The following is a 17,683-nucleotide window of genomic DNA, read 5'->3' as shown; positions in this document are numbered from 1 at the left end:
ATTTGCAGTTAATTATGATAAATTATGAATATTTCAATACAGGATATTGCAGGATGCCCGAATTTTTGTAACGGTGTATTTTGGTAACATAAAAATTAACATATGTCTTTGATAGTTAAACACAAAAATATAAAGCGAATAGTCTTTCCGGCATTTATGCTTTCAACCAGTTTTGTCTGGGGGCAAAAGGCGGTAAATGATACTGTGAAAAAAACAAAAGATATCGAGGAAGTGGTTGTTATCGGTTATGGTAAAGTTAAGAAGTCCGATTTAACAGGATCTGTTTCTTCAGTTTCTGCAAAAGATTTAGCGGCCACACCGGCAATGAACGCTTTACAGGCGTTGCAGGGAAGAGCTGCAGGTCTGAATATCGTGACAGCAGGAGGTGCTCCCGGAGCCGGCGCAAACGTGACGATCAGAGGTGGTTCTTCCATTACTCAAAGTTCTGATCCGCTTTATATTGTAGATGGTTTCCAGTTGGATAACGCTTTGAATGTTATTAACCCTAATGATATCGAAAGTATTGATGTTTTAAAAGGAGCCTCTGCCATTGCCATTTACGGAGCCCGTGGTTCCAACGGTATTATTGTTATTAAAACTAAAAGCGGGAAAAAAGGAAGAACAGTTATCAACTACAATACTTTCATGTCGTTTGATATGCTTTCTAAAAAGCTGGATATGGTTTCCAATTCGGAGCAGTTTGTAAAATATCAATATGAATTGGCCCAGCTTCAGGGAAAAACAACCCAATGGAGTAATGTTTTTGATAATAGCCTTGGAACAGATACACCGGGATTTTATACAGGAGCATATAGCAGAATTGCCAACCGTTACGGATCTGCGTATGCACTGGACTGGCAGGAAAGAATATTGGGAGGAACAGGAGTAACCCAAAACCACAACGTGAATGTTTCTGCAGGAAATGATAAAACACAGGCATTCATTAGTTATAATTACAATAAGCAGGAGGGTTTACTTCAAAATTATAGCGAAACAAGAAATTCATTACGCGCCAACATCACTTCAGAATTGTATAAAGGGGTAAGAGTAGACTTCAATACAATGTTTACAAATAACTCCGTAAACGGGGGGGGAGCCTATTCCGGAATGAAAAAAATCCTTCTTCAGCCTATTAACGGAGGAACATTATTCAGCGAAGATCAGTTATTCAATACCCAGACTTTTCCGGATTATTCAGCCTTGGATTCCGGTTTTGATACAGAAAATCCGTACATCGAAACTCAGGCGTCAACTTCAAACAAACGTACCAGAACATTCGTGGCCAATGCAGGTATCGAATTTGATTTCCTGAAAAACTTCACATGGAGAACGGCCGGACAATATAGCTGGACAAACAGCAAATCCACATCATTTTCAGATCAGAATTCCCGTGCGTTTCTTACAGATCCTATCAACACGGGGATCAATGGAAATATCGCCAATGCGGAAACATTCCGTTATCAGATTACAAATACTTTAAATTATAATAAAACTTTCGGAGAAAAACATAAAGTAAATGCTTTAATCGGGAACGAAATCTGGTATGAAGAATCCGAAGGAAGCAGCATGAGACTGACGAAATTCCCCTATCCTAATTTCGGGCTGGATGATATTGCAAACGCTACGGTAGCCGATAAAAATACGGACAGATCAAGCAACAGCCTACTTTCCTATTTTGCCCGTGTGAATTATAATTATGACAATCGTTATTTAATTACAGGGACCATACGTGCGGATGGTTCTTCAAAATTTGCAGAAGGTTCCCGTTGGGGATATTTCCCGTCTATAGCGGGTGCATGGCGTGTTTCTCAGGAAAGTTTCTGGCAGGGTCATAAGATCGATAAAATCGTTAATGATTTTAAATTAAGAATTGAATATGGAGTAACGGGTAACAATGGTGTCGCTAATAACTTATGGAGAACCAATATTTTACTCACAGATTATCCAATGAACAATACCCAGGGATATCCTGCATATGTTACAAGTACAAACTGGGGAAATCGTGATCTTCAGTGGGAAGAGCTGAGAACAACCAATATTGGGGTAGATTTGGCTTTTTTTAATAACAGAATCAAATTAACTTCCGAATGGTATAATAATAACGTTAGCAAAATGCTTTTCGAAAGTGTGCTTCCGGTTTCTTCAGGATATTCAAGACAATATCAGAATATCGGTTCTATGAGAAACAGGGGGATGGAATTCACACTAAATACCGTGAATTTAAAATCAGAAAATTTCAGATGGACAACAGATCTTAACATCTCTTTCAACAAATCTAAAGTTCTTTCTCTTGAAAACGGACAACTCAATAAAACATTCAGTGTAGGAGGCAGCAGAACGGGAATGGTGACCTACTATGCAACTGTGGGAGAAGAATTAGGAGATATGTACGGATATATCTATCAGGGAGTATATACTACGGATGATTTTACTCAAAATCCGGACGGATCATTAACCTTAAAACCGGGCGTTGTAAAACCTTCAACCGGAACCCCTAAACCGGGAGACATGAAATTTGCTGCTGATAATGAAGCCGGAGATCAGTTTACAAGAAAAATGCAGAAGATCGGAAACGGTACTCCTGACTTTATCGGGGGAATCAGTAATAACTTCTCTTACAAAGGCTTTGACCTGGCTGTATTTATGAAATTCAGCGTTGGTAATGACATTTATAATGCTACTAAACAAAGTTTAAGCCCATACGCCATGTTCCAAAATGTTCCTTCAGAATTCGGAAACAATTATTATCATTTGATCGATCCTAATACAGGGCAGGCAACGAGTAATTTAATCAGGCTTAAAGAACTAAACCCGGATGAAAATTCAAGACTTTGGAGCTTAAGCAATGCAAATACTGTAAATATTGCCTATCCATCATCATATTATGTGGAAGACGGATCTTATCTGAGAATTTCCCAGGTAACATTAGGATATTCTTTCCCAAGAGAGTTTTTAAATAAAGTGATGCTGACGAATGCCCGTATCTATTTTACAATTAATAACTTAGCGACGATTACAGGCTATTCGGGCTACGACCCTGAAGTTTCTGCGGCAAGCGGGGTGACTGTTACACCCGGATATGACAGTTCTACCTACCCTCGTTCAAGAAGCTATGTTCTCGGTCTTAATTTAACTTTCTAATATGTAATATTTAAATCATGAAAAATAGATATAATACTCCTGTATTTTTACGAAAATTAGTAGTTCTTTCCTCAATTTTTGTCGCAGTTTTAGCGATGAATTCATGCAGTGACGATTTTCTGGATCAACCCGCTTATAATTCATTGGATACAGAATCTGTATTTAAAAATCTGGATACTGCAGAGATGTTTGTTCTGGGTTGTTACAGAGGCATAGTTCCCACTGAAATGTATTATCAGCTGGGAGCTGGAGATACAGTAACCCACTCTTCAGAAGATGGCTCTACAAATAATTCCAAATATAATATTGCCAACTATCAATATGATGCTTATACTCCCAATACGGTAACAGGGATTTACTCTGCGATGTATGCAGTTATTGAAAGAACAAACATTGCAGTCAGCGGATTGAGCAAAATGGAAGCAAGCACAAAACGTGATGCTTTATTGGCCGAAGTGAAGGCAATCCGTGCATTTTGTTATTATAATTTAATTCGTGTTTATGGAGACGTTCCTTCGGTTTTTAAACCTCTGGATGAGATGGATCCGAATGACCCGAATACATTATACCCAAAACGTACTTCAAGAGACGAAATTTACGATCGTATCATTGCTGATCTTCAGGAATCTGCAGGGAATATTCCAAATTTTGCTCAAAGTGGATACACTACAACAGAACGTTTAACGAAGCAGGGAGTCAATGCCTTGTTGGCCAGAATTGCTCTTTATGCAGCAGGATATTCCCTTCGTTGGGATCTGAATACCGGAAGCGGGGCAATGATGTCGCGTCGAAGTGATAACAACAGAATTCAGCAATTGTACCAGATTGCTGATAGTGCCTGTGCCGCGATCATTAATGGCGGAACGAACTCTTTAGTTCAGGCGCAGGGCGGAAAAAGCGGCTTTGAATATTTATGGTATAACTTCTGTCAGAGAAAATTCTCTGCAACCAATTCGGAAATCCTTTGGCAAATTGCTGAATATGGTGCCAATACCAACTCAGCTTTTGGAGTTTATGCACATCCCGGCTCGCGTGGCGGAACTTACGGTTCCCGTAAAGCTTTACAGTTTATGTTGCCAAGCTATTATTTATCTTTCAATGCAGGAGATACACGAAGAGATGTATCTTGTACTTCATACAGTATTTATTTCTTAAATAATGGAAATGCAAGTGATAAATGGGTAGATGTAGGAACAACATACTCATGCATCATGCCGGGTAAGTTCAGAATCGGATGGTGCGTTGAACCACAGGCTGCAGACGGGCGTAATTTAAATATCCCATTGTTAAGATATTCAGATGTTTTATTAATGTATGCTGAAACTCAAAATTATTTAAACGGAGGGCCAACTGCTGCGGGAACTGCCGCTTTAATGCAGGTAAGAAACCGTGCAGGAATCGGAAATGTACCGGTGCCATCCGGTCAGCAGGCTTTTGAAGCTGCTATTGTTCAGGAGCGTAAATGGGAATTTGCAGGAGAATTTAATCTTCGCACAGATTTGGTCAGAATGAATCGTTTAGCAAGCGAAATTGAAGCGACAAGACTGGCGATGAAAAACTTATCAAACCGTACAGGCCAGTTTGCGAATACACCGGTTTACCGTTTGTATAAATACCATCAGAATGCACAGATCTACGGAGACCCGTTTCTGGCAGTTACTTATATTGAATTAACAGCTCCCGCGGAAATTGCTGTGGCAACTAATGTTCCCGTAAATGGTACAGCTGCTGCTTTACAGGCATATCAGACTGCATTAGCCAATATAGTTACAGCGCATGGCCAAACTGTGGCACCTGATGACAAATGGTATCCAGTCAACATGTTCCAGGCCTATACAAGTACTTTTAACGGAAATGCCAGAAAAGCAGTAGGATTTACAGGAGGATTTAATACACTTCAGATCGGTAATATTATTTATACCAAGCCAACCGGTTCTGCTGAAAACGGAGGAACATACCCGAACTGGATAGAAGGTGGGGGAGATGGTCTTTTCTACGGATTTGTACCCAACAAAACAGAATTACTTCCTTTTGCTGCGCAGTCGGCAGGTCACCCATTGGTTGATAACCCGAATCTGTCTCAGCTTCCCGGATATTAATCAGATTTAACACTTAAAATATATTTTAACCATTAATTAAATTAATCTTTACTGTTTACATTTTATTAATGGTTAAATTTTTAAACCAGCCTTTTTAATCACAAAATATTAATTAAATATCCTCAGTCGGATTGTTCTGTAAAGATGATTTAACTGACAAAAATTCAAACGTTAATTTATCTTTAAATATAGTATTTACCAGTATAGTACGGGATGCTGTAAAAAATATTACGATCTAATTTTGGGTAAAATTTAGAAATATAAGACAAACAATGGAAAAAGTAAAAACATTCAAATACGTAGACTATCTGTGGGATGAAAACAAAGCGGCATCTTTAGGAGATGATCAGGTTGCTTTATTTTTATACCGTTCAAACATTCTGGGGGCAGATTTAAGAATCACAAATTATGGAGGCGGAAATACAAGCTGTAAAACCATCGAAAAAGATCCGTTAACCAACGAAGAAGTTGAAGTAATGTGGGTAAAAGGCTCTGGTGGTGACATCGGGACATTAACCAGAAAAGGAATTGCCGGATTATACACACAAAGATTAAGAAATCTGAAAAATGTGTATCAGGGCTTGGCAGATGAAGACAGAATGGTGGGCTTATTCAATTATTGTATTTTTGATCTGGACAGCAAAGCACCTTCTATTGATACGCCTTTACATGGTTTACTTCCATTCAAACATATTGATCACCTTCATCCTGATGCTTTAATTGCGGTAGCTGCTGCAAAAGACAGCGAAAAAATCACCAAAGAAATCTGGGGAGACACAATGGGTTGGGTTCCATGGCAGCGCCCGGGATTTGATCTGGGATTACAATTGGAAAAATGTTTAAATGATAATCCCGGAATCAGAGGAATTGTTTTGGGGAGTCACGGACTGTTCACCTGGGGTGATACTTCTTACGAATGTTACATCAACAGTTTGGAAGTTATCGAAATGGCTTCTGAATATATTGCCAAAAAAATCGAAGAAAAAGGACAGGTTTTTGGCGGACAAAAAGTGGAATCTCTTCCAGCGGATGATCGTAAAAACAAAGCTGCTCAAATCATGCCCTTATTGCGTGGTTTAGCTTCTTCTGAAAACAGAATGGTGGGTCATTTTACCGATAGTGATGCGGTTTTGGAATTCATTAACAGTAATGATTTAGATCGTTTGGCTCCGTTGGGAACTTCATGTCCGGATCACTTCTTAAGAACGAAAATTCAGCCATTGGTTTTAAATTTTTCTCCAAATGAAGATCTGACAGACTCTGCTGCAATTTTGGATAAGCTAACTCCTCTTTTTGAAAAATACAGAGAAGAATACAAAGAATACTACGAAACGTGCAAGCATCCGAACAGCCCTGCAATGCGTGATCCGAATCCGGTAATCATCATTTATCCCGGAGTCGGTATGTTCAGTTTCTCAAAAGATAAGCAGACAACACGTGTTGCAAGTGAATTTTATGTCAATGCGATCAATGTAATGCGTGGTGCGGAAGCTATTTCCGAATACACTTCTTTACCAAGACAGGAAGCATTCGACATCGAATATTGGTTACTGGAAGAAGCTAAATTGCAAAGAATGCCTAAAGAAAAACCATTGTCAAGAAAAATTGCGATCATAACCGGAGCCGGAGGTGGAATTGGACAGGCAATTGCTGACAAAATGGTTCAGGAAGGAGCTGTGGTCGTTTTTACAGACTTAAATCAGGAAGCTTTAGATGCTGTTACAGAAAAATACAGCAAAGATCAGGCTGTAGCAGTTACTTGTGACGTAACCGATGAAGCAGCTATTGTTAATGCTTTTAAAGACACTGTTTTAGCGTTTGGTGGAGTAGATATCATTGTTCATTCTGCCGGCTTGGCGATTTCTAAATCGTTGGAAGATACTACAACAAAAGACTGGGATTTGCTGGAAAATGTTTTAGTAAAAGGTCAGTTTTTGATGGTGAAAAATGGTGTGGAGATCATGAAAAAGCAAGGTTTAGGCGGAGATATCGTAAATATTGCAAGTAAAAACGGATTGGTTGCCGGGCCAAATAACGTGGCATACGGAACTGCAAAAGCCGCTCAACAGCACATGACAAGATTATTGGCGGCAGAATTGGCAACAGATAAAATCCGTGTTAATGTGGTAAATCCTGACGGAGTTATCGTAGGAAGTAAAATCTGGGAAGGAGCCTGGGCAGAAGGCCGTGCAAAAGCAAACGGAATTTCTGTTGAAGAACTGCCTGCATTTTACGCAAAAAGAAATTTGTTAAACGAAATTATCCTTCCTGAAGACATCGCAAACGGTGTTTTCGCATGTGTCGCAATCTTAGATAAAACGACAGGAAACATCATCAATGTAGATGGAGGAATGGCAAATGCATTTCCAAGATAAGATTAAATATAACAGTTGTTTATTTGAAACTTTGTTTTTCAAAAATAAGTGAAACGCCTTTGATTATCTTATTTTTCAGGACATTTAAATAATCTTTGTATTGCTTTGCGTTTAAAGTTATCGCAAGGATAAACAAATTAATAATAATCTTTTTTAAAGATAAACAAAGGCACTTCGTTTATGTAAGTAATACAAAATATTCTTGATAGTTACATTACTTTTAAAATTACAGCTGGTTAAAAAATATATAGTTTAATTTGGAGTTTTAAAAGTAAGTCTTCAAATTGAAAATTTCAAAAATCAAATTATGATTATAGGAAAAGATATCATTGAACAATATAATAAAACAGAAATTGAAAACTTTACGACAGATTTCGATTTCCTACAGAATAAATTAACAAAATCAGGCATAAATGTCACTGAAATTGTCAATAAAATAGCCGATTTCCAGGTAGCGATTCCGAGCTGGGCTTTAGGAGCCGGAGGAACCCGTTTCGGAAGATTTTCTTACGGTGGCGAACCCTCTTCTTTAGAACAAAAATTAGACGATGTCGGTTTAATTCATGCATTAACGCATTCTGCGGGAGCTGTTTCACTACATATTCCCTGGGATATTCCGGGTGATGTGAATGCAATTAAAGAAAAAGCTGCATCTCACGGACTTGTTTTTGATGCCATGAATTCCAATACTTTCCAGGATCAGGCGGGAGCTCAGCATTCTTATAAATTCGGTTCTCTAAACTCTGTGAATGAAGATTCAAGAGCTTATGCCGTAGAGCACAACAAAGAAGTGATCAGAATCGGAAAAGAATTAGGTTCAAAAAGTTTAACCGTTTGGTTAGCAGACGGAGCTAGTTTTCCGGGACAATTGAATTTCCAGACGGCTTTATCCAATACTGAAAAAAGTTTAAAAGAAATCTATGTAGGAATGCCTGAAGACTGGAAGCTTTTCATCGAATATAAACCTTACGAGCCGAATTTCTATTCAACAACAATTCAGGATTGGGGAACGTCGTTTATGTTGGCAAATGCTTGTGGTGAAAGAGCTTATACACTGGTAGATTTGGGGCATCATTTGCCGAATACCAATATTGAGCAGATTGTTGCAACCTTAATGTACAAAGGGAAGTTAGGAGGTTTCCACTTCAATGACAGCAAATATGGAGATGATGATTTGACGGTTGGCTCTATTAAACCTTATGCATTATTCTTGATTTTCAATGAGCTGGTGTACGGAATGGAAAACAATCCTCAAAATCCTTATCCGGCCTGGATGATCGATGCAAGTCACAATATCAAAGATCCGCTGGAAGATTTATTACAATCTCTGGAAGCTATTTTAATTGCTTATGCGCAGGCACTTCTGGTTGATCAGAAAGCATTAAAAGCAGCACAATTGAACAACGATGTCGTTGGTGCGCAGGATATTTTGCAGAATGCTTACAGAACAGATGTTCGTCCGTTATTAAGAGCTGCAAGATTACAGACCGGTGCAGCATTAGATCCGATTGCGGCTTACAGAAGCTTAAAGGTAAGAGAAAATTTAATTACCGAAAGAGGGGTAGAAACCAAAGCAACGGGGTTATAAAATCCTGTTTTAAAATTGATAATTTCAACTTTTGAGTGCAATCGAAAGTTTTTATTATATGTATCCTTATTTTTTATCATTAAGGTTGAAAGTGTTTGGATGAGTAGGATTTAAGCATGGCTGCTTTAAGAATTAGTGGATTTTTTCTTAATGCATCTTACTATCTGAACACTCCTTAATGGTTGAAAATTTTAAATTAAAAAATGAAAATTTATAGTCTTTGCTGCGGACTTTGCGTTAAAAAATAGACTGCTTCGTCGCTTCGCTCCTCGCAATGACAAATAATAAAAATTAATTCATCATAAGAATGTCCAAAAAAAAGAAGGTAACCATAGTATTTGATATTGGAAAAACCAATAAAAAGTTCTTTTTATTCGATAAAAATTATAAAGAAGTCGTTCGTGAATATACGGAATTACCGCTCACAACCGATGAAGATGGTTATCCTACGGAAGATCTTTCAGCTCTGCAAAACTGGATAAAAGATAATTTTAATGCCATACTTGATAATGAAAAATATGAAGTAAAAGCCATCAATTTTTCTACTTATGGAGCGAGTTTTGTGCATCTGGATCAGAAGGGAAATGTTCTGACTCCTTTATATAATTACACCAAACCGATGGATCAGGAAATTCTTGATTTATTTTATGAAAAGCACGGGAGCAAGCTGAAAATTGCCCGCGAAACGGCATCTCCCCAGGCAGGAATGCTCAATTCAGGTCTGCAATTATTTTGGTTGAAATACAAGCATCCGGAAATATTCGGAAAAATACGTTACAGTCTTCATTTACCTCAGTATTTATCGTATTTATTTACCGGAATTTGTGTGTCGGAATTTACCTCAATAGGTTGTCACACCAATTTGTGGGATTATGACAAATCAGATTATCACGACTGGGTGTATGACGAAGAAATAGATGCTTTATTGCCGCCAATTGTACCGACTTCGGCGAGTATCAATACTTCTTACAGAAATCAAAAAATTAAAATAGGCGTTGGAATTCACGACAGTTCTTCCGCATTGTTGCCTTATATTTTAAGCAAGAAAGATCCTTTTTTATTGCTTTCAACAGGAACCTGGAGTATTTCGTTAAATCCATTTAATGATGAAAGTCTGACCAATGAAGATATAGAAAACAATTGTCTGAATTATATGCGGATTGATGGGAAACGTGTAAAAGCATCCCGTTTTTTCATGGGAAATGAATACAAAATTCAGGTTGAAAAATTATGTGCTTACTACGGAAAAGAATATGGTTTCCACAGAGAAGTGCAGTTTGATCAGGATTTGTACATGCGTTTAATGAAAAATAAAAATATCTATTTTCGCTTTGAAGGAATTATTTTAAAACGGAAAATGATCAGTGAAACAGATTTAAAATCATTCACAACTTTTGAAGAAGCCTATCATCAATTAATGATCGAACTGATGGATTTACAGATTCATACCATTAAAAATGCAATCGGAAATTCAGATATTGAAAACATTTATATCGATGGCGGATTCACCGATAATGACGTATTCATGAAATTGATGTCTCATCATTTCCAGCATTATAATGTGATGTCTACACATTCTCCGTTGGGTTCTGCGTTGGGAGCTTCCATGGTAATTTCCAACAAGAAAATTGACGAAACTTTTTTACAGCAGCATTATCAGATGAAAGTGCTTCAACCGTTAATTCTTAATTTATAAATTATGTCATTTCCATTCGATACCCGTTATGCTTCACTTGAGCTTTTAATTGAAAAAGCAAAAAAAAGAATGCCCCGTTTCGCTTTCGAATATTTGGACGGAGGTTGTAATGAAAACATCAACAGAGACAGGAATACAAGCGAATTGAGAGAAGTTTTGCTTCGTCCGCGTTACCTGAATAATTACAGCGAAACCAGTATGGAAACTGAATTATTTGGAGTGAAATATTCCGCACCTTTTGGGATTTCTCCTGTTGGTTTACAAGGATTAATGTGGCCCAATGCACCGGAAATTTTGGCAAAAGCAGCTTTTAAACATAATATTCCTTTTATATTAAGTACAGTTACGACGAGCAGTCTTGAAAGAATTGCTGAATTGACAGAAGGAAAAGCCTGGTATCAATTATACCATCCGAGAGAAGAATGGTTGAGAGATGATATCCTCGAGCGTTGTGAAGCTTCAGGGTATGATGTTTTGGTAGTTTTGGCAGATGTTCCCACTTTTGGATATAGAGCAAAGGAAATCAGAAATGGTCTGGCAATGCCGCCTCAAATTAATTTCCGGAATGTTTCCCAGGCTTTGATCAGGCCGCAATGGTGTTTGGAGATGCTGAAACACGGCGTTCCGAGTTTTGCAACGATGAATAAGTATATGGACAAAAACATGAATGTGAAACAGCTGGGTCAGTTCATGAATTCTACTTTTTCCGGAAGATTGAATCCGGACAGAATCAAGGCTATCCGTGACAAATGGAAAGGAAAATTGGTTATCAAAGGGGTTGCTTCCGATGAAGATGCCGCAGAAGCTGTCCGTTTAGGATTCGACGGAATGATTATTTCAAACCACGGCGGAAGACAGCTTGATGCCGGAGAATCAACCATTGCCGTAGTTAAAGAAATCAGTGAAAAATATAAAGGTCAGATCAAAATAATGATGGATAGCGGGGTAAGAACCGGTCCGGATGTTGCCCGCGCGTTAAGCTGTGGCGCAGAATTTACCTTTATGGGAAGAACTTTCATGTATGCAGTCGGGGCTTTAGGTGACAAAGGTGGTGATCATATCATTGAAATGCTTAAAATGCAGTTCAGGCAGGTAATGGAGCAGGTTTGCTGCGAAAGACCGGAAGATTTGCAAAATTTTAGAGTGAAGTAGTTTTTGACTGGGAGTTAGAAGATGGAGGCTGGAAGTTTCCTAACTTTATACGAAATAAAATATTAAAGAATCAATTTATCAATAGGAACGGGCTTTAGCCCGTTTTCAATAAAAGAAATTCTATTGGCTTTAGCCAAAACTTAAAACGAATTCTTAATGCAAAGATTTAATCTTAAAATGTATTATTTAAGGTGACAAAGATTGCGACAAAATCGCTGAAGAAGCCTGCTTCATAAAATCAATTTATTGATTTTATTCTTTGCTCCTTTAAAATATTAAGAATAACAAATAAAATCTTTGCGTCAAAAAAAGTTTCAAAATAAAAAAATCGCAAGAAAATCCTGCGAATTTTAATTTATAATAATAGAAAACTATTTCTTTTTCTCCGATTTTACGGCCTGTCTAGCCAATAGTTTCCAATCGTTTTTAACTTTAACCCAAACTAATATGATCTCTAAGGTCACGTCTCCCGGAGCCTTTCCCGCATCCGCAGTTGTTGCATAAAAATGATGGCGAATTATTGCCGTATTTCCAACAATATTTACATTTTGATTGGTAATATCGATGGTTACAAAATCAGATTTTTTAGAGACTAATTTTTCAACAAACTCTTTTGCATCGTCGATATGACCTCCTGAATGACCATAAGTTAATTCCGGTAAAATCAAAGATTCTAATACTGATTGTTCTCCGTTTATCATCGCTAATCTTAACTTTTCAGCAGCAGCTGTGACTGCATCTTTATCATTTATTTTCTGTGCGGAAACAGTAACTGCCATTAAAAAACTTATGGCGAAAATTATTTTTTTAAGCATAATTAAATAATATTTTTTTGAATAGTAAGCTCTATATGAAAAGTTTTGTGATGGTTAGATTATTATCTGAATGTTAAAAATAACAATGAGTGTAATCGATTGCGCAATTTAATAATTAAAAAATAAGTGACAGTTTATAAAGAATCTCTCTGAATAAACTTAAAAACATTATTGACTGACTCTTTTTTATTTTTCAAAATCATGTAGGCAGCAGATTCTCCCATCGCTTTAAAATCTGTAGTAATCACCGTAATTCCAAGTAATTCTTTAAGAGGTGTTTCGTTATAGGAAATAATTCCGATGTCTTTGCCCAGCTCAAGATTTTTCTGTCTGACCTGCTTAACCAGATTCACCAGATCGCGTTCCCGAATCGTGATGAAAATATCCTTATCCTGCAATTCCATGTCGGGATAAATTTCATCGAGAATTTCATAATCAAGTTTAAAATCCTTACAAAATTTCTCAAAACCGCGTACAATACGGAAAGGATAGGGGTGGATGGATTTATCGGGATAAACTAAAATTATTTTTTCATATTTCTTTATTTTGTCTAAACCTTCCTTTAAAGCATTGTAGATATCATGTTCGAAATCCTGGAAAATAGAGCCGTATTCTCCGGAAATATTAGGCTTGGTATTGTCTAACAACAACAATTTGTTTTTCGGGATTTGTTCAATCATATCCAGCACCTGCTGTGTTGAACTGGTATGCTTAGACTGTTCATCACGGAAATGAGGCATGATTACGTAATAATCAAATCCGCCAAGGTTCTTTTTTAACGAATTAATGAAAAGCGTTTCGTCACAGTGATAAATGTACATTTCAACATTTCCTTTGGTACCGATTGCATTAACAAAATAATTATAGATCATCATTTTATATGTGCTGGGTTTGTTGATAAGAAAGAAAATATTGATGACGTCGTTTTTATTAACCCGTGAGATATAATAGCCTTTTCCCTTTACAGATTCGATGATTTGTCTTTTTCGGAGCTCTTTATACGCTTTTTCTACAGTATCTCTTGAAAGAAAGCAGGACTCGCTGAGTTCGTTTATGGAAGGAATCTTTTCTCCAATTTTAATCTCTTCACTATCAATTCCATTAAGAATAGAATCCACAATCTGTTTGTATTTGGGAACTCTGGAATGCTCATTGATCATTATTTCAAATGTTTCTGCCATGATATTGAGATTGGAGATATTTATTTGTTTAAAAATAATTCAAAAGTTGACGAACGGTGTAATGGCAAGTTACAAAAATTTATAATAATTTTTCTTGATATGCTTTTAATGATTGCAATTATTTTTTATAAAATAAAAAAACACAAAAATTGATTTAAGAATTAAATTTTGGTGTTTGTAATTTCAAAGACAAAAGATGTAGATGTTTCGAACTTTCCTCCCTGTGTTGCTCCGAATAAAAATTTAGGAGTTTTACCGTCTTTGTCCATCAAAATCATGGGCCGTTCTAATCTCCCGAATCGTTTTAAATGACTAGGTGGTGCAGGTTCCTTAATATAACTCTTCATATTAAGATAGGCGATTTCCGGTTTAGACCAGTTAAGGCCGTCCCCGGAAGTTAAATGTAAACCGTATTCATGATTAAAAAATCCCATATCACGGGCTACTATATGGAATTTTCCGTTTTGTTTCCAGATAAAAGCATCTTCCAGCTGGGCATTGTCGGGCAACAATGAAAAATCAATGACAGGATTTTCCTTTATTTTCTCGTAAGGACCTGAAGGATGCTCAGCCTTTGCCAGTCCATATTTTCGGTTTCCTCTTACCGGACCTTTCTGATTTTCATATTCTTCAGTGTTCCAGGATTTATAAAAAAGCCAGAATTTGCCATCATTTCCTTTTATAAAAGCCGGGTTTGTGGTACAATGGTCGTCCCAAGAACCTTTTTCTCCGGGAAGAAGCAGAGGTGCTTCAGGCCTTACCCAATCTCCGTCAAGACTTTTTGAAGTGGCAAGCCCTATTCTTTTGGTATTTGTTTTTCCGTTTTGGTTGCCCATATAGAAAAGATAATACTCGCCGTCCACTTTGGTAATTAAAGGATTATGACAAGTTGTGGCATCCCAGAATTCGCCACCTCTTGGAGTAAGAATAACTTGTTTATGCCTGAATTCTCCATAGGGAGATTCGGCTTCTGCACGGCAAATTTCAGAACCGTTGAGCCAGCCGCCCATTCCTTTTTCTTTCTTCCATCTGGAATAGAAAAGATGAACCTTACCGTCTTCGCCCCAAATCGGACAATTACACCAGATGTAATAATTTTCCAATGAAAAGGTTCGCCCGGTTGGTTTTAAGCTGAAATAAGGTTTGTCTGATGATGAATCTGTAAATGATAACCCCAGAACTCCAGCCGTGATTCCAAGGGCTGAAATCTGTAAGAAATCTCTGCGTGTAAAGGGTCTGGACTTGTCCATTTATATGATTTACTGCTAATTTAGCATAAACATATAAATAGACTATCCTGTACTTTCTGTGAATTATTTAATCTGAACTTCTCTATCTTTATTTGGTTTTGAAAAATTTAAGATCAAGGCATAAAAAAGTCTGCCCTTAAGCAGACTCCGGCTATATAAATCTGAAATTTAAGGCATCTTTTTAAAACCTTCAGCTTTTATTTTCCATGAACCGTCTTTTGGAAAACCCGGAAATTCACCTTTCGAATTGTCCCAACCTTCAAGCATCATAGCAACAGTTGTTAAAACTCCGCCATTTCCGGGAAGATAAATTCTTAATCTTCCATCCTGATAATTATGACCGTTTTTCAGATAGGTATTGGTTTGAATATTCATAAAAAGAGCATCCAAAGCTTTGTTCGGAAGACCCAGTCTTGCTGCAGTCATCGCGGTCATAGGGAAATCCCAACCCCAGGTATATTCCCAGTTCCATCTGTCCCAAACGATATCCAGCGTATTTTTCATGATTTTTTTATCCAGTTTCGGAGATTCAGGAACCATTCCAAGTGCACCCAGAACCGAAGGATGATCGGTCATCCATTTAGGAAATGTAAAGGAATCTTTTGCCGATTCAGTCGACTGATAAACGCCGTCCTGAACCGGAAGTGGAGCTAATTTTGAAATTACATCGTCCCATTTTTTATCTCTGGACTCACCTAATCTTTCTTTCCATTGCTGCGCAACTCTCAATGCCCAATCCCAGTAAGCGACTTCGTAGGTAGGGTTATAAGTATCTTTTGCAGGGAAAACTTCCTGTGCCGGGATGACACCTTTTCCGAGATTATACCGGTTTTTCTCCTTATCATAAGTGGCAAAATCTGCCATAAACTCTGCCGTAGCAAAAACCAAATCTTTATATTTCTCCAGTACTTTTTTATCTTTATTATTGCGATACAGAAGTTCGGTCATATAAATCAAATGCGGTTGCTCCCAAATTAAAAATGCAGCCACAGAAGACGGACTTTCATTGCCTTCATTATCAGACATTTTAATCCAACGAACTCCTTTATAGCCTTGTCTTTGTGCCAGTTTTTTTGCTTTTTCAAACGATCTGAAATAATAATCCAGTTGCTTCTCTAAAATTTCCGGTCTTCCCCACAACGCGTAGTGAACTCCATGCCACCAATGCATTTCCGTGTGTGGCTTTCCGTACCAGCTGTTAAACGTTAATCCTGTTTCCTGTGGCGGATTGCTTCCTCCACATTGTACTTTGGTTAAATATTCAGACAGAATAATTCTTCGTTCCAACTCGTTGGCTCTCGGGTCTGTGCTTCCTTCAAAATCGACTGCTGCACCGCTTTTCCAGAAAGATTCCCATCCTGAAGTACTTTCTTTTTCTGCATCAGCAAATAAGGTTTTACTGCTTTTCGGATTTTTAGCTGAAAACTCAACGCTTAATTCTATAGTTTTGTTTTTAACCGACGGCTCATAAATAAAATGATGCTTTCCGGATTCGCTTAATTTTCCCTCCGTAAAATATAATTGAGTAAAATAATAGGCACTTTGCAATGTATGCTCAATCAATCCCTGTGTTGAATTTGATGAAATAATTTTTGTGGAATGATCGTTTTCATTTCCATAAAACGCAGCATCATCCAGGAATTGTCCGGTAGGAGAAGGATAGCGTGCAAATACTTTTAATCTTTTATGAGTAATTAAATCCGATTCAATTTTGACCCCGATTTTGTCGGAATTTTGGAAAGATGCAGTCCAGACTTTTACAGGGGTTCCTTCTAAAGAAAATTCACTGGTAATAATCCCCGTCCAAAGATCAATTTTTTGATTAATATTGGTGAGATCTGAAATTTTTGCTTTCTGGCCGTCTTTTTTATAGAGTTCGATTCCGATGTTTCCCAGTTGCAAACGATGTTGGTTGACCCGGAAGTATTCAACTGCTTTTTTATTGCGTTCGGGTTCTTTGATTTGTACACTATACAACGCTTTTCTGCCGTCATTATTGAAATCATAAGCTTTCAAGGTTTCATCAAATTTATAATTTTCGGTATTTGGAAAACTGTTCCAGCCCCATTCGGACTGTGTTCCGAGAGAAACTCCGTTTTTATAATATTCGGGAAAAGATTGCATTCCGGTAATATCGACTGTATAAGCAAACTTTCCGTTCCCAACCGTTAAAGAAGATAAGGTATCCACTTTTGTGTTGACTACATTATGACGCTGAACCACTTTTTTACGATCGATTTTCTGTGCATTGAGAGATGAAAATCCAATGCAAAAAAGACTCAGATATATTGCAATTTTTTTATTCATATTTTTTATTTCTTTTTGATTAAACGGTTGTCACTCTGAATGAAACGTGGTGTTAAACGTGCTGGTAGATTCCTCGTTT

General features: G+C 37.4%; 10 protein-coding genes. 6 read left to right on the top strand and 4 right to left on the bottom strand.

What is annotated here, in order from left to right; all coding sequences use genetic code 11:
- The first annotated feature begins 102 nt into the window (after positions 1–102).
- The 6 genes from AB8P06_RS05640 to AB8P06_RS05615 all read left to right on the top strand — a co-directional run bounded on the left by AB8P06_RS05640 (position 103) and on the right by AB8P06_RS05615 (position 12,051).
- Positions 103–3,141, top strand: a complete 3,039-nt coding sequence (locus AB8P06_RS05640; protein WP_369839071.1) for a SusC/RagA family TonB-linked outer membrane protein — start codon at positions 103–105, stop codon at positions 3,139–3,141.
- Positions 3,142–3,158: 17 nt separating this feature from the next.
- Positions 3,159–5,240 carry a RagB/SusD family nutrient uptake outer membrane protein gene (locus AB8P06_RS05635; protein WP_369839068.1) on the top strand — a complete coding sequence of 694 codons (2,082 nt, stop codon included), beginning with the start codon at positions 3,159–3,161 and terminating at the stop codon, positions 5,238–5,240.
- Positions 5,241–5,512: 272 nt separating this feature from the next.
- The gene (locus AB8P06_RS05630) at positions 5,513–7,615 is read left to right on the top strand and encodes a bifunctional aldolase/short-chain dehydrogenase (RefSeq protein WP_369839065.1); all 2,103 of its coding nucleotides are present in this window, start codon (positions 5,513–5,515) and stop codon (positions 7,613–7,615) included.
- A 307-nt stretch (positions 7,616–7,922) separates the two neighbouring features.
- On the top strand, positions 7,923–9,203 hold the full coding sequence (locus tag AB8P06_RS05625; protein ID WP_369839062.1) for a sugar isomerase: 1,281 nt from the start codon (positions 7,923–7,925) through the stop codon (positions 9,201–9,203).
- Positions 9,204–9,510: 307 nt separating this feature from the next.
- Positions 9,511–10,899 (top strand): FGGY-family carbohydrate kinase, encoded by a 1,389-nt coding sequence (locus tag AB8P06_RS05620; protein WP_369839059.1) that lies wholly within the window; start codon positions 9,511–9,513, stop codon positions 10,897–10,899.
- Positions 10,900–10,902: 3 nt separating this feature from the next.
- On the top strand, positions 10,903–12,051 hold the full coding sequence (locus AB8P06_RS05615) for an alpha-hydroxy acid oxidase (RefSeq protein WP_369839057.1): 1,149 nt from the start codon (positions 10,903–10,905) through the stop codon (positions 12,049–12,051).
- 371 nt (positions 12,052–12,422) lie between these two features.
- On the opposite strand, the gene AB8P06_RS05610 is transcribed toward AB8P06_RS05615, so the two are convergent.
- From AB8P06_RS05610 to AB8P06_RS05595, 4 genes are all read right to left on the bottom strand, one after another.
- Entirely contained in the window at positions 12,423–12,866 is a 444-nt protein-coding gene (locus tag AB8P06_RS05610; protein ID WP_369839054.1) for a nuclear transport factor 2 family protein, read from the bottom strand.
- Between the two features lie 134 nt (positions 12,867–13,000).
- Positions 13,001–14,047 carry a GntR family transcriptional regulator gene (locus tag AB8P06_RS05605; protein ID WP_369839051.1) on the bottom strand — a complete coding sequence of 349 codons (1,047 nt, stop codon included), beginning with the start codon at positions 14,045–14,047 and terminating at the stop codon, positions 13,001–13,003.
- A gap of 161 nt (positions 14,048–14,208) precedes the next feature.
- Positions 14,209–15,297 carry a family 43 glycosylhydrolase gene (locus AB8P06_RS05600; protein ID WP_369839048.1) on the bottom strand — a complete coding sequence of 363 codons (1,089 nt, stop codon included), beginning with the start codon at positions 15,295–15,297 and terminating at the stop codon, positions 14,209–14,211.
- A 168-nt stretch (positions 15,298–15,465) separates the two neighbouring features.
- A complete protein-coding gene (locus AB8P06_RS05595) occupies positions 15,466–17,604 on the bottom strand; it encodes a hypothetical protein (protein ID WP_369839046.1) in 2,139 nt (712 codons plus the stop codon).
- Positions 17,605–17,683 lie beyond the last annotated feature (79 nt).

The sequence above is a fragment of the Chryseobacterium tongliaonense genome, from assembly GCF_041224435.1.
Lineage (GTDB): Bacteria > Bacteroidota > Bacteroidia > Flavobacteriales > Weeksellaceae > Chryseobacterium > Chryseobacterium tongliaoense.
The sequence above is the reverse complement of the archived record's forward strand: the minus strand, read 5'-3'. Positions and strand labels throughout refer to the sequence as shown.